This is a genomic window from Pseudomonas sp. TMB3-21, from assembly GCF_054898145.1.
On sequence record NZ_CM142718.1, the window covers coordinates 1,898,701 to 1,915,886 of the forward strand.

Genomic DNA, 17,186 nt, shown 5'->3' on the forward strand with positions numbered 1-17,186 from the left:
CGCTCCAATCGCGAGCAGGCTCACTCCCACAGTGGGTCTGGTGATGACGCGAATCTCACGGGAGAACCAGTGTGGGAGTGAGCCTGCTCGCGATGAGGCCCGCTCAATCAACAGAAGTTACAACTGCTGCGCCAGTGCTTCGATTTGCTCCTGCCGCTCCGCCTGATCCAGCTTCGGATGAGGATTGAGCGACGACCATTGCGGATGCGCGCGGGCCTTGTTCAAGGCTTCGGGTAATTTGCCTTCGCGCCAGGTCTTGTCCTGCGGCGTGGCGACCTGAATGCTGTCCATCGCCGCATGGCCGCGGGCATTCAGCGCCTGCAGCAGCTGACGCTGACGCAACGCCAGCAATCTCAGCACGCTGTCATCGACGGTCAGTTCCCGCTGGCCTCTGATCTTGCCGAGTAAGCGGCTGCCATAACCGCGCGCGGTTTGCAGGGCGCCGCCCGCAATGGCACCGGCCAGTGCCGCTGCGCCCAGGGTCAGGCCGCCGACCAGCAAGTCCACGCCCGCACCTGCCGCCGCGCCCGCTGCGATGCCGCCACCCACGCGCACGCCCAGTTGTTTGAGCGTTTCCGGGTTGAACAAATCATCACCCCATCGCCCGTCCAGCAAAGGCAGATCGCTGGCCGCAGCATCCTGTGGGCGGAACGCATAAAGCTTGAGCAGCGTCTCGACGCAGCGCTGCTCGCGCTGACGCACGGCTTTGCGCAGTTCGCTGATCGCTTGTTGTTCCTGCTCCGGCTCGCTGACCACACTGCGTCGGCACGCGGCGCAATCAATCAGCAACTCGGCAATCAGCCGCGCCGCGCTGTGCTGGCGCGCGAGGCGTTGTGCCTGCTGATCGGCAATCAGGCGCTCCAGTTGAGGCCGCGAGGTTTCCAGCAGCAGCGCGAGGCTTTCGTAGAGTCGACGTTCGCCATCCTCCGGCGGCGCGACGCTGTCGAAACGCACCAGCGCATGCAAGCCCAGGCGCGCCAAGGCTTCGCGCCAATCCGGTTCACGGTGGTTGGCACTGCTGACGAAATTCAGCACAGGCAACAACGGTTTGCCACAACTGGCCAGCACTTCCAGTTCATCGCGGTATTTCGACAGCACCGGCTCGCGGGCATCGATCACGTAAAGGCCGGCGTCGCAGGTCAGCAGTTGCCGCAGCACTTTGGCTTCCTGTTCGAAGCGCTGGCGTGCTTCGCTGCCCTCAAGAAATCGGGCCAGTCGCGCCGGGCCGTCGAGGCGTTCGCCGGGACGCTCCAGACGTTCGAGGTAATCGAGCAGAGCGATGGCGTCTTCCAGCCCCGGCGTGTCGAACAGGTCGAGCAACGGCTCGCCGTCTACCGATAACCGTGCGCCTTCGACATGTCGCGTGGTGCTGGGCCGGTGGGACACTTCGCCAAAGCCGACATCCCGCGTCAGGGTGCGCAACAACGAGGTCTTGCCGACGTTGGTATGGCCGACGACGGCGAGTTTCAGCGGCGGTTTGCCCGGCTTAGTCATGACCTGTCTCCAGCCAGTTCAGCGGCGCGCTGTCGGCAAATGCCAGCTCCAGTTGCTGCAGCGCCAGGTGCCAGTCGCCGAGCCGGTCGGCATCCAGCGCTTCGCCCGGTGGCGCCTGCAACAGCCAGACACGGGTTTCACTGGCGTTACGCGCCAGTTCGGCGATCAGCGCGAGACTGCCGCGATCCGGTGAACGGCGAGGATCGCAGGCGATGGCCAGGCGAGCGGGTGGAAAACGGCTGAGTTGTTCGAGCAACTTATGGCGCGACTCACGACTGTCGAGAATGCCCGCGTTGCTGACATTTTTCGGCAGAGACGGCGGCCACGGGCGTTGATCGTCCAGCTCGATCGCGACCAGCAGCGCGCCGTCGCTGTTTAGCTCGTTGACCGTGCTTTCGACACGATGCAGATGTTCAGGCGCCGAGTCGCTGATCCCGAGGCGTTCGCTGGTGGGCATCAGCTGTTCGCGAAGTTGAGCGTAACCGGGCAGGTTCAGATCCAGACGCAGACGGGCTTTGCCGCTCTTCCAGCGCCATAGGCAGAACGCCGCCAGCAGCAGGCGCGGCAACACGCCATAGATCAGCAATACCCCCACCAGCCACGCCGCCCAGGCCTGGCGCGCGTTTTCGATGTTCAACGCGCTGTCGCCGCTGGCGCGGATCATCTCCACGGTCGGCACGCTGAAACCGAGCAGGGCAGGCACGGCGCCCAGTGCTTGAGTCATGGCAACGAACGTGTCGCCCCCGAGGATCGTGGTTTCCCAGACGAAGCCATAACGGCGGGTGGCCATCAGCATCAGCAGAATCACCAATGCGCTGAGCATCGCCAGCAACCACAGGCCGTTGACCAGCGCACCGAGCGCCCAGCGATTGAGTTTGTGGCGTTGCAGCAGCAGGAGCAGCGCGGGTGCCAGTTGTGCAGCCTTGGCATCGCGGGCGAGTTTTTCACTGAGCCATAACCACAAGCGCCCAAGCGTTGCGCCGTGGTCACCGGCAAACACCGAGCCCAGCGCCCAACTGATCAGCAAAATCAGGTTCAGCCCCAGCAGACTGCCCAGCGCCCAGAACACATTCACCGGCGTCTGGCCGTCGCCGAGTGCGGTGAATGCCAGGCCGGCGCCGGTGACGACGGCCAGCATCGCCATGACGATCAGCGCCAGGCGCGCGCCTTGCAGCCAGTGCGTGAGGGCAATGCTCAGCCCGTCGCGCTCGGCCAGCCAGAGCGCGCGGCGCTGGATGCGTGCCGACAGGTCGCCCCCCGCGCTGCGGGCCAGACGGTTGGCTTCCAGATCATCCAGAGGGCCGGCGTGTTCTTCGCGCAGGCGGATGGTTTCGGTCAACCAGAGGGTATTCAGTTCAGTCACGCGTTGTCCCGTCGCTCCATTGAGCTTGTGAGCATAACCGCTGTGGCGCTTGTCGGGGGGCTGCGTTGCGAGAAGCTGACGCTCTGGTATCCTCGCCGGCATGACTAAATCACTCCCCCTCAGCCTGATCGCAGCCCTCGGTGAAAACCGCGTGATCGGCGTCGACAACAGCATGCCCTGGCACCTGCCGGGCGACTTCAAATACTTCAAGGCGACCACGCTCGGCAAGCCGATCATCATGGGCCGCAAGACCTGGGATTCCCTCGGCCGTCCGCTGCCGGGGCGGTTGAATCTGGTGGTCAGCCGTCAGGCTGGTCTGGCGTTGGATGGTGCAGAGGTTTATCCGTCGCTGGAAGCTGCTGTGGTCCGCGCCGAGGCATGGGCGCAGGAGCAGGGCGTCGGTGAGCTGATGTTGATTGGTGGGGCGCAGTTGTATGCGCAAGGGTTGGCGCAGGCAGACCGGTTGTACCTGACGCGCGTGGCCTTGAGCCCGGACGGGGATGCGTGGTTTCCGGAGTTTGATTTGAACCAGTGGGAACTGGTGTCTAATGTTCCGAATCCGGCTGTCGACGACAAACCAGCGTACAGCTTCGAGGTATGGGAAAAAGTCTAAAACGCATCGCGAGCAGGCTCACTCCTACAGGGGAACGCATTCCAATTGTAGGAGTGAGCCTGCTCGCGATAGCGATCTTTCAGGCGCTACTCAAGCGTGCGCCAACTCCCCATGCTCATCCGCCCCCAGCAACTCTTTGTCCGTCTGCTGCATCACCTGACTGGTAATCGCCCCCGCCGCAATCGAGCCACTCACGTTCAACGCCGTACGACCCATATCAATCAGCGGTTCAACCGAAATCAGCAACGCCACCAGCGACACCGGCAAACCCATTGCCGGCAGCACGATCAGCGCGGCGAACGTCGCACCACCGCCCACACCTGCCACACCGGCCGAACTCAGCGTGACGATCGCCACCAGCGTCGCGATCCACAGCGGGTCCAGCGGGTTGATGCCCACCGTCGGCGCCACCATCACCGCCAGCATCGCCGGGTACAGACCGGCACAACCGTTCTGACCGATGGTCGCGCCGAACGAGGCGGCGAAACTGGCGATCGACTGCGGGATGCCCAGACGGCTGGTCTGCGCTTCGATACTCAACGGAATCGTCGCGGCGCTGGAGCGGCTGGTGAAGGCAAACGTCAGCACCGGCCAGATCTTGCGGAAAAAGCGCAGCGGGTTGATCCCGGCGGCGGACACCAGCACGCCGTGGACCACAAACATCAGGCCCAGCCCGATGTAGGACACCACCACAAAACTGCCCAGCTTGATGATGTCTTGCAAGTTGGAACCGGCGACCACTTTGGTCATCAGCGCCATAACCCCGTACGGGGTCAACTTCATCACTAGGCGCACCAGACGCATCACCCACGCCTGCAGGGTGTCGATGGCGTTGATCACTTTCTGACCTTTCTCGACATCGTCTTTCAACAGTTGCAGTGCGGCTACGCCAAGGAATGCTGCAAAAATCACCACGCTGATGATCGACGTCGGCTTGGCCCGGGCCAGGTCGGCGAAGGGGTTTTGCGGGATGAACGACAACAGCAACTGCGGCACATTCAGGTCGGCGACCTTGCCGGCGTAGTCGTTCTGAATGGTTTGCAAGCGCGCCATTTCCTGGGTGCCGGCGACCAGCCCTTCAGCGGTCAGGCCGAACAGGTTGGTCAAGCCGATGCCGATCAGTGCCGCGATGGCCGTGGTGAACAGCAGCGTGCCGATGGTCAGGAAGCTGATCTTGCCCAGCGAAGACGCATTGTGCAGCCGCGCCACGGCGCTGAGGATCGAGGCGAAGACTAGCGGTATCACGATCATTTGCAACAACTGCACATAACCGTTGCCCACCAGATCAAACCAGCCGATCGAGGCTTTCAAGATCGGGTTGCCGGCACCGTAGACGGTGTGCAGCGCGACTCCGAACGCCACGCCCAGCACCAGTGCGAGCAGGACTTTTTTCGCCAGGCTCCACGAGGTATGACGGGTTTGCGCCAGGCCAAAGAGCAGGGCGAGAAACACCAGCAGATTGAGGATCAACGGCAGGTTCATTGAAAACTCCACTAAGACTTGTGCCAGCCACCTTCCGGGGAAGCTGCGAGCCGGCAAGCCTAACAGCTTGATTTGCAATGGATTAAATATCAAAAAGGCAGGGGCACTGTCGTTTTTGGAATAAGCGGGTGTCGCTGTCAGGGATGCAACTGGCGCGCAGGGGAATCAAGCGGTCGCTGGCAGGCGCAGATCGTTGTGGTTATTTGTTAGCGTCGGCGTCGTTGATCCAGGATCTTTTATCTAGGGAAGCAAGCCGATGAAACTCGCTCCGACATTTCTCGCTGTTGCACTGGGATTGGGCCTTGGCCTGAGCCTCGCGGGCCAGGCGTTCGCCACCGATCTCAAACACTGGCCGCGCGATCAGGCCAAGGCGCTGGACGCCATGATTGCCGCCAACGCGAACAAGGGTAACTACGCCGTGTTCGACATGGACAACACCAGTTACCGCTACGATCTGGAAGAGTCGTTGCTGCCGTTCATGGAAAACAAGGGCCTGATCACCCGTGAGAAACTCGATCCCTCTCTGAAACTGATTCCGTTCAAGGACACGGCCGAGCACAAGGAAAGCCTGTTCAGTTATTACTACCGCCTCTGCGAACTCGACGACATGGTGTGTTACCCGTGGGTCGCTCAGGTGTTTTCCGGCTTCACGCTTAAAGAGCTCAAAGGGTATGTCGACGAGTTGATGGCGTCCGGCAAACCGGTACCGAGCACGTACTACGAAGGCGATGTGGTCAAAACCATCGAGGTCAACCCGCCACAGATTTTCACCGGTCAGCAAGAGCTGTACAGCAAGCTCATGGAGAACGGCATCGAGGTCTACGTGATGACCGCCGCCTCCGAAGAGCTGGTACGCATGGTCGCGGCTGATCCGCAGTACGGCTACAACGTCAAACCGCAGAACGTGATCGGCGTGACTATGCTGCTCAAGGATCGCGAGTCCGGCGCATTGACCACGGCGCGCAAACAGATCACTGCCGGTCAGTATGACGAACAGGCAAACCTTGGCCTGGAACTGACGCCTTATCTGTGGACCCCGGCCACCTGGATGGCCGGCAAGCAGGCCGCGATCCTGACGTACATCGATGAATGGAAAAAACCGATTCTGGTGGCCGGCGACACCCCGACCAGCGATGGTTTCATGCTTTTTCACGGGGTCGATGTGGCCAAGGGCGGTATTCACTTGTGGGTCAATCGCAAGGACAAATACATGACTCAGCTCAACGGCATGATCGCCAAAAACGCGGCTGCACAGGCGAAGGAAGGGCTTCCGGTGACGGCGGACAAAAACTGGGTGATCGTGACGCCGGCTGAGATTCAATAAACACTGGAGATTTAATGTGGGAGCGAGCCTGCTCGCGATGGCGGCAGGCCAGTAAAATCAATGCTGCCTGACGCACCGCTATCGCGAGCAGGCTCACTCCCACATTGGAACTGTGATCGACGCAAATCCCCTGTAGGAGCGAGCCTGCTCGCGATGGTCGTGAACGATAATGCTGGTTACCTGACACCCCACGGCGCTCTCAGGTTTTTCGCGAGCAGGCTCGCTCCTACAGTTGATCGGGTTTTATCCAAAAAAATGCCCCGCACATGGCGGGGCATTTTTATTGCGGCGGTCGGCGCTTACAGCCCGTCGAGCATCGCTTTGTTGCGCACGGCACCCTTGTCGGCGCTGGTTGCCAGCAGAGCGTAGGCCTTCAGTGCAGTGGTCACTTTGCGTGGGCGTTTCTCGACCGGTTTCCAGCCTTTCTGATCCTGCTCGGCGCGGCGGCCGGCCATTTCGGCATCGCTGATCAACAGGTTGATCGAGCGATTCGGAATGTCGATCAGCACTTTGTCGCCATCCTGCACCAGACCAATCGCGCCACCCGCCGCCGCCTCCGGTGAGGCGTGACCGATGGACAGGCCCGAGGTGCCCCCGGAGAAACGGCCGTCGGTGAGCAGGGCGCAATCTTTGCCCAGGCCTTTGGATTTCAGGTACGACGTCGGGTAGAGCATTTCCTGCATGCCCGGGCCGCCTTTCGGGCCTTCGTAACGGATGATCACGATGTCGCCGGCCTTCACTTCATCCGCAAGAATCCCGCGCACGGCGCTGTCCTGGCTTTCGAAGATTTTCGCGTTGCCTTCGAACACATGGATCGACTCGTCGACGCCGGCGGTTTTCACCACACAGCCGTCCAGCGCGATGTTGCCGTACAAAACAGCCAGGCCGCCTTCTTTCGAATAAGCATGCTCGACGCTGCGGATACAGCCGGTTTCACGGTCGTCATCCAGGGTTTCATAGCGGGTCGACTGGCTGAACGCGGTTTGCGTCGGGATGCCCGCAGGACCGGCCTTGAAGAAGGTGTGCACGGCTTCGTCGTCGGTCTGGGTGATGTCCCACTTGGCGATGCCTTCGGCCAGGGTCTTGCTGTGCACGGTCGGCAGGTCAGTGTGCAGCAGGCCGCCACGGGCCAGCGAACCGAGGATGCTGAAGATCCCGCCGGCACGGTGCACGTCTTCCATGTGGTACTTCTGGATATTCGGCGCGACTTTGCACAGCTGCGGCACGTGGCGGGACAGGCGGTCGATGTCGCGCAGGTCGAAATCGATTTCTGCTTCCTGGGCGGCGGCCAGCAAATGCAGGATGGTGTTGGTGGAACCGCCCATGGCGATGTCCAGCGTCATGGCGTTTTCGAACGCCTTGAAGTTGGCAATGTTGCGCGGCAGTACCGACTCGTCGTTATCGGTGTAGTAACGCTTGCACAGCTCGACGATGGTGCGGCCGGCCTGCAGGAACAGTTGCTCGCGGTCACTGTGGGTAGCCAGTGTCGAACCGTTGCCCGGCAGAGCCAGACCCAATGCTTCGACCAGGCAGTTCATCGAGTTGGCGGTGAACATGCCGGAGCACGAACCGCACGTCGGGCAAGCGCTGCGCTCGTACTCGGCGACTTTCTCGTCAGAAGCGCTGGAGTCGGCGGCGATGACCATGGCGTCGACCAGGTCGAGGCCGTGGGAGGCGAGTTTGGTCTTGCCGGCTTCCATCGGGCCGCCGGATACGAAGATCACCGGGATGTTCAGGCGCAGGGACGCCATCAGCATGCCAGGGGTGATCTTGTCGCAGTTGGAAATGCACACGATCGCATCGGCGCAGTGGGCGTTGACCATGTATTCGACCGAGTCGGCGATGATTTCGCGGCTCGGCAGCGAATACAGCATGCCGTCGTGGCCCATGGCGATGCCGTCGTCCACGGCGATGGTGTTGAATTCTTTGGCAACGCCACCGGCGCGTTCGATTTCGCGCGCGACCAGTTGGCCCAGGTCCTTGAGGTGGACGTGGCCCGGGACGAACTGGGTGAAGGAGTTGGCAATGGCGATGATCGGCTTTTTGAAGTCGTCATCTTTCATCCCCGTGGCGCGCCACAGTGCGCGGGCACCGGCCATGTTGCGGCCGTGGGTGGATGTTTTCGAGCGGTAATCAGGCATGAAGCACTCCGGGCGGCTAATCAGGTATCAAAAGGGAAGTGAGCTTCTGTTGACGTCTGGAACACTCAGAAATGGCCGTGTGTCCGGAAGTTGCCGATAACTTTGCGGGATCGCCGCGCGCTTCAGCTTGAGCTCATAAACCCGCCGGGGGATGACTGGCGATGAATGTCGCGATTCTACACGGCTGGCGGCGGGAGGGAATGCCGGGAAGCGTTGATCCAGCGCTGACGGGCCGTGCTGGATGACGATTGGTGCCGCTCAGCTGGTTTTCAGTGCCGGCGTGCTTCGCATGATCACTGCGTTCAAACCGAGACCTGCAGCGCTCAGGATCAGGAAGCACAGGCCGAGTGCGGTCGTCAGGTCTTCGGAGGCAAGATTGATCAGCAAACTGATCACCCCGCCACTCATGAAGATCATGACGCCGCCGACCGACGAGGACGTGCCGGCATCCTCCGGATGGAGTGACATCGCTTTGGAGTTGGCAATAGGCCTGGCAATGGTCGTGCCGGCCGTGCAAATGAGCATCGGGATCAGCACCGTCGCAGCAGTGAGCCCGAACAGGTTTGCCAGCAGCAGCATGATCAGCCCTGACAGCGCGATCAACCCGAGCCCGACGATGATCTGGGTATTGGATTGCAGATGTCGATGCAGCGCACTGGCGACTATCCCGCCCAACACATACGCCACGCCATACAACAACAACGCCCAGGCGAACTCGTAGGGCGAAAGGCCCAGGCGCTCCATGAAAATGATCGGGGAGATGACGATGAAGGAAAAATGGCAGGCGAACGCCAGGGCCGAAATGAGCCAATAACCGGTAAAGCGCAGATCGGAGCAGAGTCGCCAGTAGGCATTGAAAAAATGTGCGGACAACGGTTTGCGCCTGCGTGGGTTGTCCTGAAGCAGCACGCCAGTCTTTACCCAGACGATGACTGCCAGGGCGATAAACACATAAAAGCTGCCCTCCCAGCCCAAATGCATTTGCAGCCAGGTCCCCAGCAAAGGCGAAATAGAGATGAACACACCCGCTGCGGTCGTCATCCAGATGCGGATTCGCTCCTGTTCTCTGCCGACGAACAAATCCTGAATCAACGCCTGCGACAGCACGAATGCGCCGCAACCCACCGCCTGTACCACACGGAAAAACAGAAACCAGCGATAGTCGCCGGACACCAGACAGCCTGTCGCTCCGATTGCCGAGATGGCGATGCCGGTGAGCAAGAGGTTTCTTCGGCCCAATCTGTCCGACAGCGGCCCGACCAGCACCACCGACAGCGCAAGACCGATGGCGAACAGGCTGACAGACAGGGCAATGTCCGACGCCGGGTTCTGGAAGTGCTCAGAGAGTGCGGGAAACGAAGGGAGAACGACGTCCAGCGGGAATACGCCGAGGAGCGTCATTGTCAGCAACAGCAGGATGAGCGAGGATTTTTTCGCGGTGCGCGTGGAAGGGTTCATCGACAACGCTCTCGGTCCGTGAGGGGGATCGAGCGTTGACCTGATGAGTACGGAAGTCAATTCAGCAGTGCGTGAGATTTTTCTGAATCTGTTGTGGGATCGAGCGGGCGGTCCTGCGAACGGTGCTTGATAGGCAATAGAGGGCGGGGACTTCGTCCTCGAACGCAGCCTTCGGCAGCTGCTACAGAAAGCCCACTCACTTCATGTAGCAGCTGGCGCAGCCTGCGTCGGTTGCGAAGCGACCCCAATTTCGGACCAGCTCCGCACCAGCAGGCAGCAGACGTCAATCAGCTATTCGGCAGCAACCGGCAGGTGATGCTCTTGATGTAGCGCGTTTCTGCAATCGCCGGATGCACCGGGTGATCCGGGCCCTGGCCGCCACGTTCCAGTATCTGGATGTTGCGGTCCAGATGACGGGCGCTGGTCAGCAGGATGTTCTGCAAATCATCTTCCGGCAGGTGCATCGAGCACGAAGCGCTGACCAGGATGCCGTCCTTGGTGAGCAGGCGCATGGCTTGCTCGTTCAGGCGACGGTAGGCGCCTTCACCGTTTTTCATGTCTTTCTTGCGTTTGATGAACGCCGGTGGATCGGCAACGATCACGTCGAAACGTTCTTCACTGGCTTTCAGCTCTTTCAAGGCATCAAACACATCGCCTTCGAGACAAGTCATTTTCTCTGCTACGCCGTTCAGCGCGGCATTGCGCTCGACGCCGTCGAGGGCGAAGGCGGACGCATCAACGCAGAACACTTCACTGGCGCCAAACGCAGCGGCTTGTACACCCCAACCGCCGATGTAGCTGTACAGGTCGAGCACGCGCTTGCCTTTGGCATAGGGGGCCAGACGCGCGCGGTTCATGCGGTGATCGTAGAACCAGCCGGTTTTCTGACCCTGGATGACCGGCGCTTCGAATTTCACGCCGTTCTCTTCCAGCGAAACCCATTCCGGCACTAGGCCGAACACGGTTTCGACGTAGCGATTGAGGCCTTCAGCGTCACGGGCAGCAGAATCGTTCTTGAACAGAATGCCGCTGGGCTTGAGCACTTGAGTCAGCGCTGCAATCACGTCGTCTTTGTGCGCTTCCATGGTGGCCGAAGCGATCTGCACCACCAGAATGTCGCCGAAACGGTCGACCACCAGACCTGGCAGCAAATCGGAATCGCCGTAGACCAGGCGGTAAAACGGCTTGTCGAACAGACGATCTCGAAGGGACAGGGCGACGTTCAGGCGATGCACCAGCAGCGACTTGTCCAGCGGCAATTTGATGTCGCGCGACAGCAGGCGGGCGCAGATCAAATTGTTCGGGCTCATGGCGACGATGCCCAACAGCTTGCCGCCGGCGGCTTCGAGGATCGCCTGGTCACCGGCCTTAAAGCCGTGCAAAGGAGTCGCCGCTACATCGATTTCGTTGCTATAGACCCACAAGTGGCCGTTTCGCAGGCGACGATCGGCGTTGGCTTTGAGGCGCAGGCTAGGCAGGGACATGACGTCGCTCCGGAAAAAAGAGCGGGAGTATAGCGTGTTGGGCCACGCACAGGTTTGCGGGTGGACATGTGGTGAGGGGGCTTGCCTGTGGCGAGGGGGCTTGCCCCGTCCGACTGCGCAGCAGTCGCAACCCATCGCAAATGGAATTTCGTAATCTCTGCGCTGGTTTTGGGGCTGCTGCGCAGCCCAACGGGGATAAATCCCCTCGCCACAATGGTTTGGTGTCAGGCCGACAACGCGCTGATCAACTCCCGATTGAACGCCGGAATATCATCCGGCTGACGGCTGCTGATCAGATTCCCGTCAGTCACCACTTCCTTGTCAACCCAGTTCGCCCCGGCATTCTCCAGATCATCCTTGAGTGTCTTGTAGCTGGTGATCGACTTGCCACGAACCAGTCCGGCGGAAATCAGCAACCAGGCGCCGTGGCAAATCACCGCAATCGGTTTACCCGCCGATGTTGCGGTTTTCACCAGATGCTGTGCATCGAGATCAATACGAATTGTGTCGGAATTCTGCACGCCGCCCGGTAATACCAGGGCATCGTATTGGTCGATGGTGGCGCTTTTGAAGGTCTGATCAACATCGAAATCGTCGGCCGGTTTGTCGTGATTCCAGCCTTTGACCTGACCTTCCTCGGCGCACAGTATATCGACCTGTGCACCGGCTTCCTCCAGTGCTTGCTTGGGTCCGGTGAGCTCGATCTGCTCGAAACCATCGGTTACCAGAATCGCGACACGCTTGCCGTTCAGGGAAGTGGACATGATTGATTCTCCTGACTTGAATGTGTGTTTTGCCTTCACGGGCATTACACAGTCCGAAGCCTGGCGAACAATGAAAGTTCCGGCGATGTGCCCGCCGGTGTGTCGGATCCAAGTTCAGAAAGGGTAGAATCGGCGCCTGACCCAGAGTGTGTACTTATGTCCCAAGAGCTGACCGCCGAACAGATCCAACAGTCCCTGCAGGGCATCAGCGTGCCTGCCCAGCCGCAGATCATGGTGGATTTGCAGATGGAACAGTACATGCCCGATCCGGACCTGGAGGTGATTGCCAAGCTGATCTCCCAGGACCCGGGCCTCTCGGGTTCGCTGCTGAAGATTGTCAATTCGCCGTATTACGGCTTGAGCAACAAAATCACCTCGATCCAGCGTGCAGTGAATTTGCTGGGCAGCCGTTCAATCATCAACCTGATCAACGCACAATCGATCAAGGGTGAGTTGAACGACGACACCATCGTTACCCTTAACCGTTTCTGGGACACCGCTCAGGATGTGGCGATGACGTGCCTGACGCTGGCCAAGCGCATCGGCGTGCAGGCAGGCGATGAAGCCTACGCGCTGGGCCTGTTTCACGACTGCGGCGTGCCGTTGATGCTCCAGCGGTTTCCCAACTACATGACGGTGCTGGAAGAAGCGTATGCCAGCGCCAGCAGCGAATGCCGGGTGGTCGACACCGAAAACCGCGTGTTCAATACCAACCACGCAGTGGTCGGTTATTACACGGCCAAATCCTGGCGCCTGCCGGAACATGTAAGTACGGCTATCGCCAATCATCACAATGCCCTGGCGATTTTCAACGATGAATCGTCGCGCAACAGTCAGTTGAAAAATCTGCTGGCGATTCTGAAAATGGCTGAACACATTTGTGCGTCTTATCGAGTGCTGGGCAATCAGTCCGAAGATCAGGAATGGAACAGCATTGCGCCCATCGTGCTGGATTACGTCGGTCTGTCGGACTACGACTTCGAAACCCTCAAACAAACCATCCGCGACCTCGGCACTCATCGCTGAGTCGCGGCCAGTGCCTCAGCCGAGCGCCTGATCCGAGAGCCCCATGCCAGAACTGCCGGAAGTCGAAACCACCCGCCGCGGCATCGCGCCCCATCTGGAAGGGCAGCGTGTCAGCCGGGTGATCGTGCGCGATCGTCGTCTGCGCTGGCCGATCCCGGAAGATCTGGATGTGCGCTTGTCCGGCCAGCGGATCGTGCTGGTGGAGCGGCGTGCCAAATACCTGCTGATCAACGCCGAAGTCGGCACCTTGATCAGCCATTTGGGCATGTCGGGCAATTTGCGTCTGGTCGAGATCGGCATGCCGGCGGCCAAGCACGAGCATGTCGATATCGAACTGGAATCGGGGTTGGCGCTGCGTTATACAGATCCGCGGCGCTTTGGTGCGATGCTCTGGAGCGCCGATCCGCACAACCACGAGTTGTTGCTGCGCCTTGGGCCGGAGCCGTTGACCGACCTGTTCGATGGCGATCGGCTGTTCCAGCAGTCCCGCGGACGCTCGATGGCGGTCAAGCCGTTCATCATGGACAACGCGGTGGTGGTCGGCGTCGGCAATATTTATGCGACCGAAGCGCTATTCGCCGCCGGGATCGACCCGCGTCGCGAGGCCGGAGGCATTTCACGGGCGCGTTATCTGAAACTGGCGATCGAGATCAAACGCATCCTGGCGGCCGCGATCGAGCGTGGCGGCACGACGTTGCGCGACTTCATCGGTGGCGACGGTCAACCGGGTTATTTTCAGCAGGAACTGTTTGTGTATGGTCGCGGAGGCAAGCCGTGCAAGGTCTGCGCAACCGCGCTGCGCGAAGTCAAACTCGGCCAGCGCGCCAGCGTGTTCTGCCCGCGCTGTCAGAGATGACAGGGCTTTAGGTCTATAGTCTGTGTTTTCACTGTCCAGTCGAAGGATCGCCTCATGAATCTGTTTCGAACGCTCGCTGTTGTTTTGCTGATCAGCACGGCTACGCCAGCGCTGGCGGCCAACGTCGGAAGTGGCGACCCGCGCTACACCATTCAGAATCCGCCAGCCTACGCCATGATCGGTGATTTGCTGATTGCCCGGCCCTTGTTGATTGTGGCGACGGTGATTGGCGCAGGTCTGTTTGTGGTGGCTTTACCGTTTACCGCGCTCGGTGGCGGCATCGGCGATGCGGGCAAGGCGCTGGTGGTCGATCCAGGGAAAGCCGCGTTTGTGCGGTGCCTGGGGTGTATCGGCGAGGGGTTCGAGCAGCGGGAGTGAGGCCAGTCAGATCTTCGGTGTGGCTGAGGCCTCATCGCTAGCAGGCTAGCTCCCACAATGTTCTGGGTTGATCACAACATTTGAGTACACCCCATTCCCCTGTGGGAGCGAGCCTGCTCGCGATGAGGTCGGGACAGACTCTACAAAATGTCTGACTCAAACCTTCCCGGTAATCACCCGATACTTCGCCATCAACTGCTCTTCAGTCTCCGGATGCGCTTCGTCCAGCGGAATGCAATCCACCGGGCACACTTGCTGGCACTGCGGTTCGTCATAGTGACCCACGCACTGCGTGCACAAATTCGGATCGATCACGTAGATCTCTTCGCCTTGGGAAATGGCGGCGTTCGGGCACTCGGGTTCGCAGACGTCGCAATTGATGCAATCGTCGGTGATGATCAGGGACATGCTAACTCCAGCCTGGGTGTGGAGCCCGGGCGCAATAAACCAATGCGCGCAATTGTGCCGCATTGGCGCCCGCAGTGCACGCGGGCGCCGCTTGAGCGGTTGTTACTTCTTGAAGCGTTCGGTGAGCGCATCCGCCACGGCAGGGTGGACAAACTTGGTGATATCGCCGCCCAAGGCTGCAATTTCACGCACCAGTGTCGAAGAAATGAAGGAATAACGCTCGGACGGCGTCAGAAACAGACTCTCCACATCCGGCGCCAGCTGACGGTTCATGTTGGCCAGCTGAAATTCGTATTCAAAGTCTGAGACCGCGCGTAATCCCCGCAGAAACACGTTGGCATTCTTCTCTTTGGCAAAGTGCGCCAACAGCGTCGAGAAGCCGACGACTTCAACGTTCGGCAAATGCTTGGTGACTTCGCGGGCCAGCTCCACCCGCTGTTCCAGGGGAAACAGCGGGTTTTTCTTGGGGCTGGCAGCGACAGCAATGATCACGTGATCGAACAGGCGCGCGGCGCGTTCGACCAAGTCGCCATGGCCCTTGGTAATAGGGTCGAATGTACCTGGGTACAACACTCGGTTCATCGCGTCGTCCTGGCGGGAGTCCGTTGGGGAGTCGGATGGTATCGCAGCCTACCCGGTCGGCCAAGTCGCCTGTTGGGTAAGTAGGCACTATAGACGTTTGGAATATTCGCTCTTTTCAGCGGTTTTTCAAACGTTCAGCCAGCGAAGTTGCCAGTTGAGCGGTCAGCCCATAGACCGACAGTTGCGGGTTTGCGCCAATGCTGGTGGGGAACAGCGAGCCATCGTGGATCGACAGATTGGTAATTTGATGATGGCGGCCGAGGCTGTCGGTCACGGCATTTTTCGGATCTTCGCCCATGGCGCAGCCGCCCATCACATGCGCGCTGCCCAGGCGCGTGCGATAGAGCTCCAGGCTCAAGCCATCGATCAGCGTTCGCGCTTCGCCGAGGCTTTTCACGTAGCGCGCATCCGCATGCATCGGCATCACCGCTTTGGCCCCGCCGGCAAACTGAATCTCGGCCATGCTGTGGAACGCTCTGCGTAACCCGTCCCAGGTGTAGGGCGAAACCGGGTAATCGAGGACCGGCGTGCCATCGCCGCGCAACTCGACGCTGCCGCCCGGGCTGTCCGGGTGGAAGCCATCGCGCAACAGGGCGAGCATGGCGTGGGTGTGAGGCAGGTGCTGCATGTGGCGCGCGCTTTCGTCGCCGAAACCACCCAGCAAAGTGCTCGCCAATGCCGGGTGCAGCGGCGGCACTTCCAGTTTGTAGGACATCTTGCCAGTGGTGCCGTCCTGCCACTGAAAATGGTCGGAATAGATCGATTGCGGTGCGCCGTAAAAGGGGTTGATCACCTCGTCGAACAGCGCGGCAGACATGTTGACCAGATGCAGGAACGTGCGCTTGCCCAGTCGCTGGTGCGGATCGGGCGCGTCGGAGCGCAGGAGCAGGGCGGGGCTGTTGATGCCGCCGCCGGCCAGTACGTAATGCCGTGCCTTGACCGTGATCGTCTTGCCGGTAGGCTCGACGCAGCGCTGGTCCATGGCGACACAGTGCAATTCGCTGACCTGATCGCCGGAGAACAGGAGTTTTTCAGCGCGGGCCAGATACAGCAGCTCGCCACCGTTTTCCAGAGTCGCCGGTATGGTCGTGACCAGCATCGACTGCTTGGCGTTGCTCGGGCAGCCCATGCCGCAATAGCCGATGTTCCAGCAACCGCGCACGTTGCGCGGGATGACATGCCAGCTGTAGCCGAGTTGCTCGCAGCCCTTGCGAATCACATCGTTGTTGGCATTCGGCGGCACTTGCCAGGGCGCAACACCGAGGCGTTGTTCCATGCGTTCGAACCAGGGCGCCATGTCGGCAGGGGAGTGACCTTTTACGTCATGCTCGTTGGCCCAGTGGTCGAGCGTCGGCTCGGGCGTGCGAAAGCTCGACGTCCAGTTGATCAGCGTTGTGCCGCCGACGGCGCGCCCTTGCAGGATAGTGATCGCACCGTCCTTGCTCATCCGCCCGATGCCTTCCTGATAGAGGCTGGTGTAGGCCTGATCTTCGAGCATCTTGAAGTCGCTGCTGGTTTTCAGCGGGCCTTCTTCGATCAGCAGCACCTTGTAGCCGGCGGCGCTGAGGATTTCCGCCGTCGTGCCCCCGCCCGCGCCGCTGCCAATGATCGCCACATCGGCTTCCAGGGTCAGATTCTCTGTCAACCGGGAGCCGTCGCGGGTTTTCCAGCCACGGGCCATGCCTTCGCGGAATGGGTCGGGTACGGGCATATTCTTGATCTCTTATTGTTCTAAAGTTGAAGGTACTGCGGCTGGCGCCTTCGCGGGGAAAACACGCTCCCACAAGACCGACGCGAACCCCTGTGGGGAGCG

At 60.4% G+C, this 17,186-nt stretch carries 15 protein-coding genes and 1 pseudogene; 6 read left to right on the top strand and 10 right to left on the bottom strand.

The features are described from left to right. Positions 1–117 precede the first annotated feature (117 nt). Together ACYZTS_RS08770 and ACYZTS_RS08775 are read right to left on the bottom strand one after the other, a co-directional pair. Positions 118–1,494, bottom strand: coding sequence for a GTPase/DUF3482 domain-containing protein (locus tag ACYZTS_RS08770; RefSeq protein WP_461995369.1), 1,377 nt, complete (start codon positions 1,492–1,494; stop codon positions 118–120). Continuing rightward, positions 1,487–2,857: a DUF2868 domain-containing protein gene (locus ACYZTS_RS08775; RefSeq protein WP_461995371.1), complete on the bottom strand. Its 1,371-nt coding sequence runs from the start codon at positions 2,855–2,857 to the stop codon at positions 1,487–1,489. Before ACYZTS_RS08775 ends, ACYZTS_RS08770 begins: the two co-directional genes overlap by 8 nt. A gap of 100 nt (positions 2,858–2,957) precedes the next feature. On the opposite strand from ACYZTS_RS08775, the gene ACYZTS_RS08780 reads away from it, so the two are divergent. Then, positions 2,958–3,470 (top strand): dihydrofolate reductase, encoded by a 513-nt coding sequence (locus tag ACYZTS_RS08780; RefSeq protein WP_461995373.1) that lies wholly within the window; start codon positions 2,958–2,960, stop codon positions 3,468–3,470. Positions 3,471–3,560: 90 nt separating this feature from the next. Here the strand turns inward: ACYZTS_RS08780 and ACYZTS_RS08785 are convergent, their stop codons facing one another. Next, positions 3,561–4,952: an L-cystine transporter gene (locus ACYZTS_RS08785; protein WP_028621183.1), complete on the bottom strand. Its 1,392-nt coding sequence runs from the start codon at positions 4,950–4,952 to the stop codon at positions 3,561–3,563. A gap of 256 nt (positions 4,953–5,208) precedes the next feature. Here ACYZTS_RS08785 and ACYZTS_RS08790 point away from each other — a divergent pair, with 256 nt between their 5' ends. Both ACYZTS_RS08790 and ACYZTS_RS08795 read left to right on the top strand, forming a co-directional pair. Beyond that, entirely contained in the window at positions 5,209–6,276 is a 1,068-nt protein-coding gene (locus tag ACYZTS_RS08790; protein WP_028621182.1) for an HAD family hydrolase, read from the top strand. Between the two features lie 153 nt (positions 6,277–6,429). Continuing rightward, positions 6,430–6,522: pseudogene (locus ACYZTS_RS08795) on the top strand (outer membrane lipoprotein carrier protein LolA); the annotation flags it as partial. Between the two features lie 53 nt (positions 6,523–6,575). On the opposite strand, the gene ilvD reads toward ACYZTS_RS08795, so the two are convergent. The 4 genes from ilvD to ACYZTS_RS08815 all read right to left on the bottom strand — a co-directional run bounded on the left by ilvD (position 6,576) and on the right by ACYZTS_RS08815 (position 12,123). Further along, complete coding sequence (gene ilvD, locus ACYZTS_RS08800) at positions 6,576–8,417, bottom strand: dihydroxy-acid dehydratase (protein WP_461995376.1); 1,842 nt, start codon at positions 8,415–8,417, stop codon at positions 6,576–6,578. Positions 8,418–8,675: 258 nt separating this feature from the next. Beyond that, the gene (locus tag ACYZTS_RS08805; protein WP_461996385.1) at positions 8,676–9,920 is read right to left on the bottom strand and encodes a multidrug effflux MFS transporter; all 1,245 of its coding nucleotides are present in this window, start codon (positions 9,918–9,920) and stop codon (positions 8,676–8,678) included. Between the two features lie 242 nt (positions 9,921–10,162). Continuing rightward, positions 10,163–11,359, bottom strand: coding sequence for a class I SAM-dependent rRNA methyltransferase (locus ACYZTS_RS08810; RefSeq protein ID WP_028621179.1), 1,197 nt, complete (start codon positions 11,357–11,359; stop codon positions 10,163–10,165). A 224-nt stretch (positions 11,360–11,583) separates the two neighbouring features. Further along, positions 11,584–12,123, bottom strand: a complete 540-nt coding sequence (locus ACYZTS_RS08815; protein ID WP_461995378.1) for a type 1 glutamine amidotransferase domain-containing protein — start codon at positions 12,121–12,123, stop codon at positions 11,584–11,586. Between the two features lie 210 nt (positions 12,124–12,333). Between ACYZTS_RS08815 and ACYZTS_RS08820 the strand changes: the two genes are divergently transcribed. The 3 genes from ACYZTS_RS08820 to ACYZTS_RS08830 are packed head-to-tail and all read left to right on the top strand — an operon-like array spanning position 12,334 to position 14,383. Further along, positions 12,334–13,149, top strand: coding sequence for an HDOD domain-containing protein (locus ACYZTS_RS08820; RefSeq protein ID WP_461996387.1), 816 nt, complete (start codon positions 12,334–12,336; stop codon positions 13,147–13,149). A 43-nt stretch (positions 13,150–13,192) separates the two neighbouring features. Beyond that, a complete protein-coding gene (mutM, locus tag ACYZTS_RS08825; RefSeq protein WP_461995380.1) occupies positions 13,193–14,005 on the top strand; it encodes a bifunctional DNA-formamidopyrimidine glycosylase/DNA-(apurinic or apyrimidinic site) lyase in 813 nt (270 codons plus the stop codon). 54 nt (positions 14,006–14,059) lie between these two features. Next, positions 14,060–14,383, top strand: a complete 324-nt coding sequence (locus tag ACYZTS_RS08830) for a multidrug transporter (RefSeq protein ID WP_028621175.1) — start codon at positions 14,060–14,062, stop codon at positions 14,381–14,383. A 156-nt stretch (positions 14,384–14,539) separates the two neighbouring features. Here the strand turns inward: ACYZTS_RS08830 and ACYZTS_RS08835 are convergent, their stop codons facing one another. From ACYZTS_RS08835 to ACYZTS_RS08845, 3 genes are all read right to left on the bottom strand, one after another. Further along, positions 14,540–14,791: a YfhL family 4Fe-4S dicluster ferredoxin gene (locus ACYZTS_RS08835; protein ID WP_028621174.1), complete on the bottom strand. Its 252-nt coding sequence runs from the start codon at positions 14,789–14,791 to the stop codon at positions 14,540–14,542. A 102-nt stretch (positions 14,792–14,893) separates the two neighbouring features. Continuing rightward, complete coding sequence (gene coaD, locus ACYZTS_RS08840; RefSeq protein WP_007945531.1) at positions 14,894–15,373, bottom strand: pantetheine-phosphate adenylyltransferase; 480 nt, start codon at positions 15,371–15,373, stop codon at positions 14,894–14,896. Positions 15,374–15,488: 115 nt separating this feature from the next. Further along, positions 15,489–17,084 carry a GMC family oxidoreductase gene (locus tag ACYZTS_RS08845; RefSeq protein WP_461995383.1) on the bottom strand — a complete coding sequence of 532 codons (1,596 nt, stop codon included), beginning with the start codon at positions 17,082–17,084 and terminating at the stop codon, positions 15,489–15,491. Positions 17,085–17,186 lie beyond the last annotated feature (102 nt).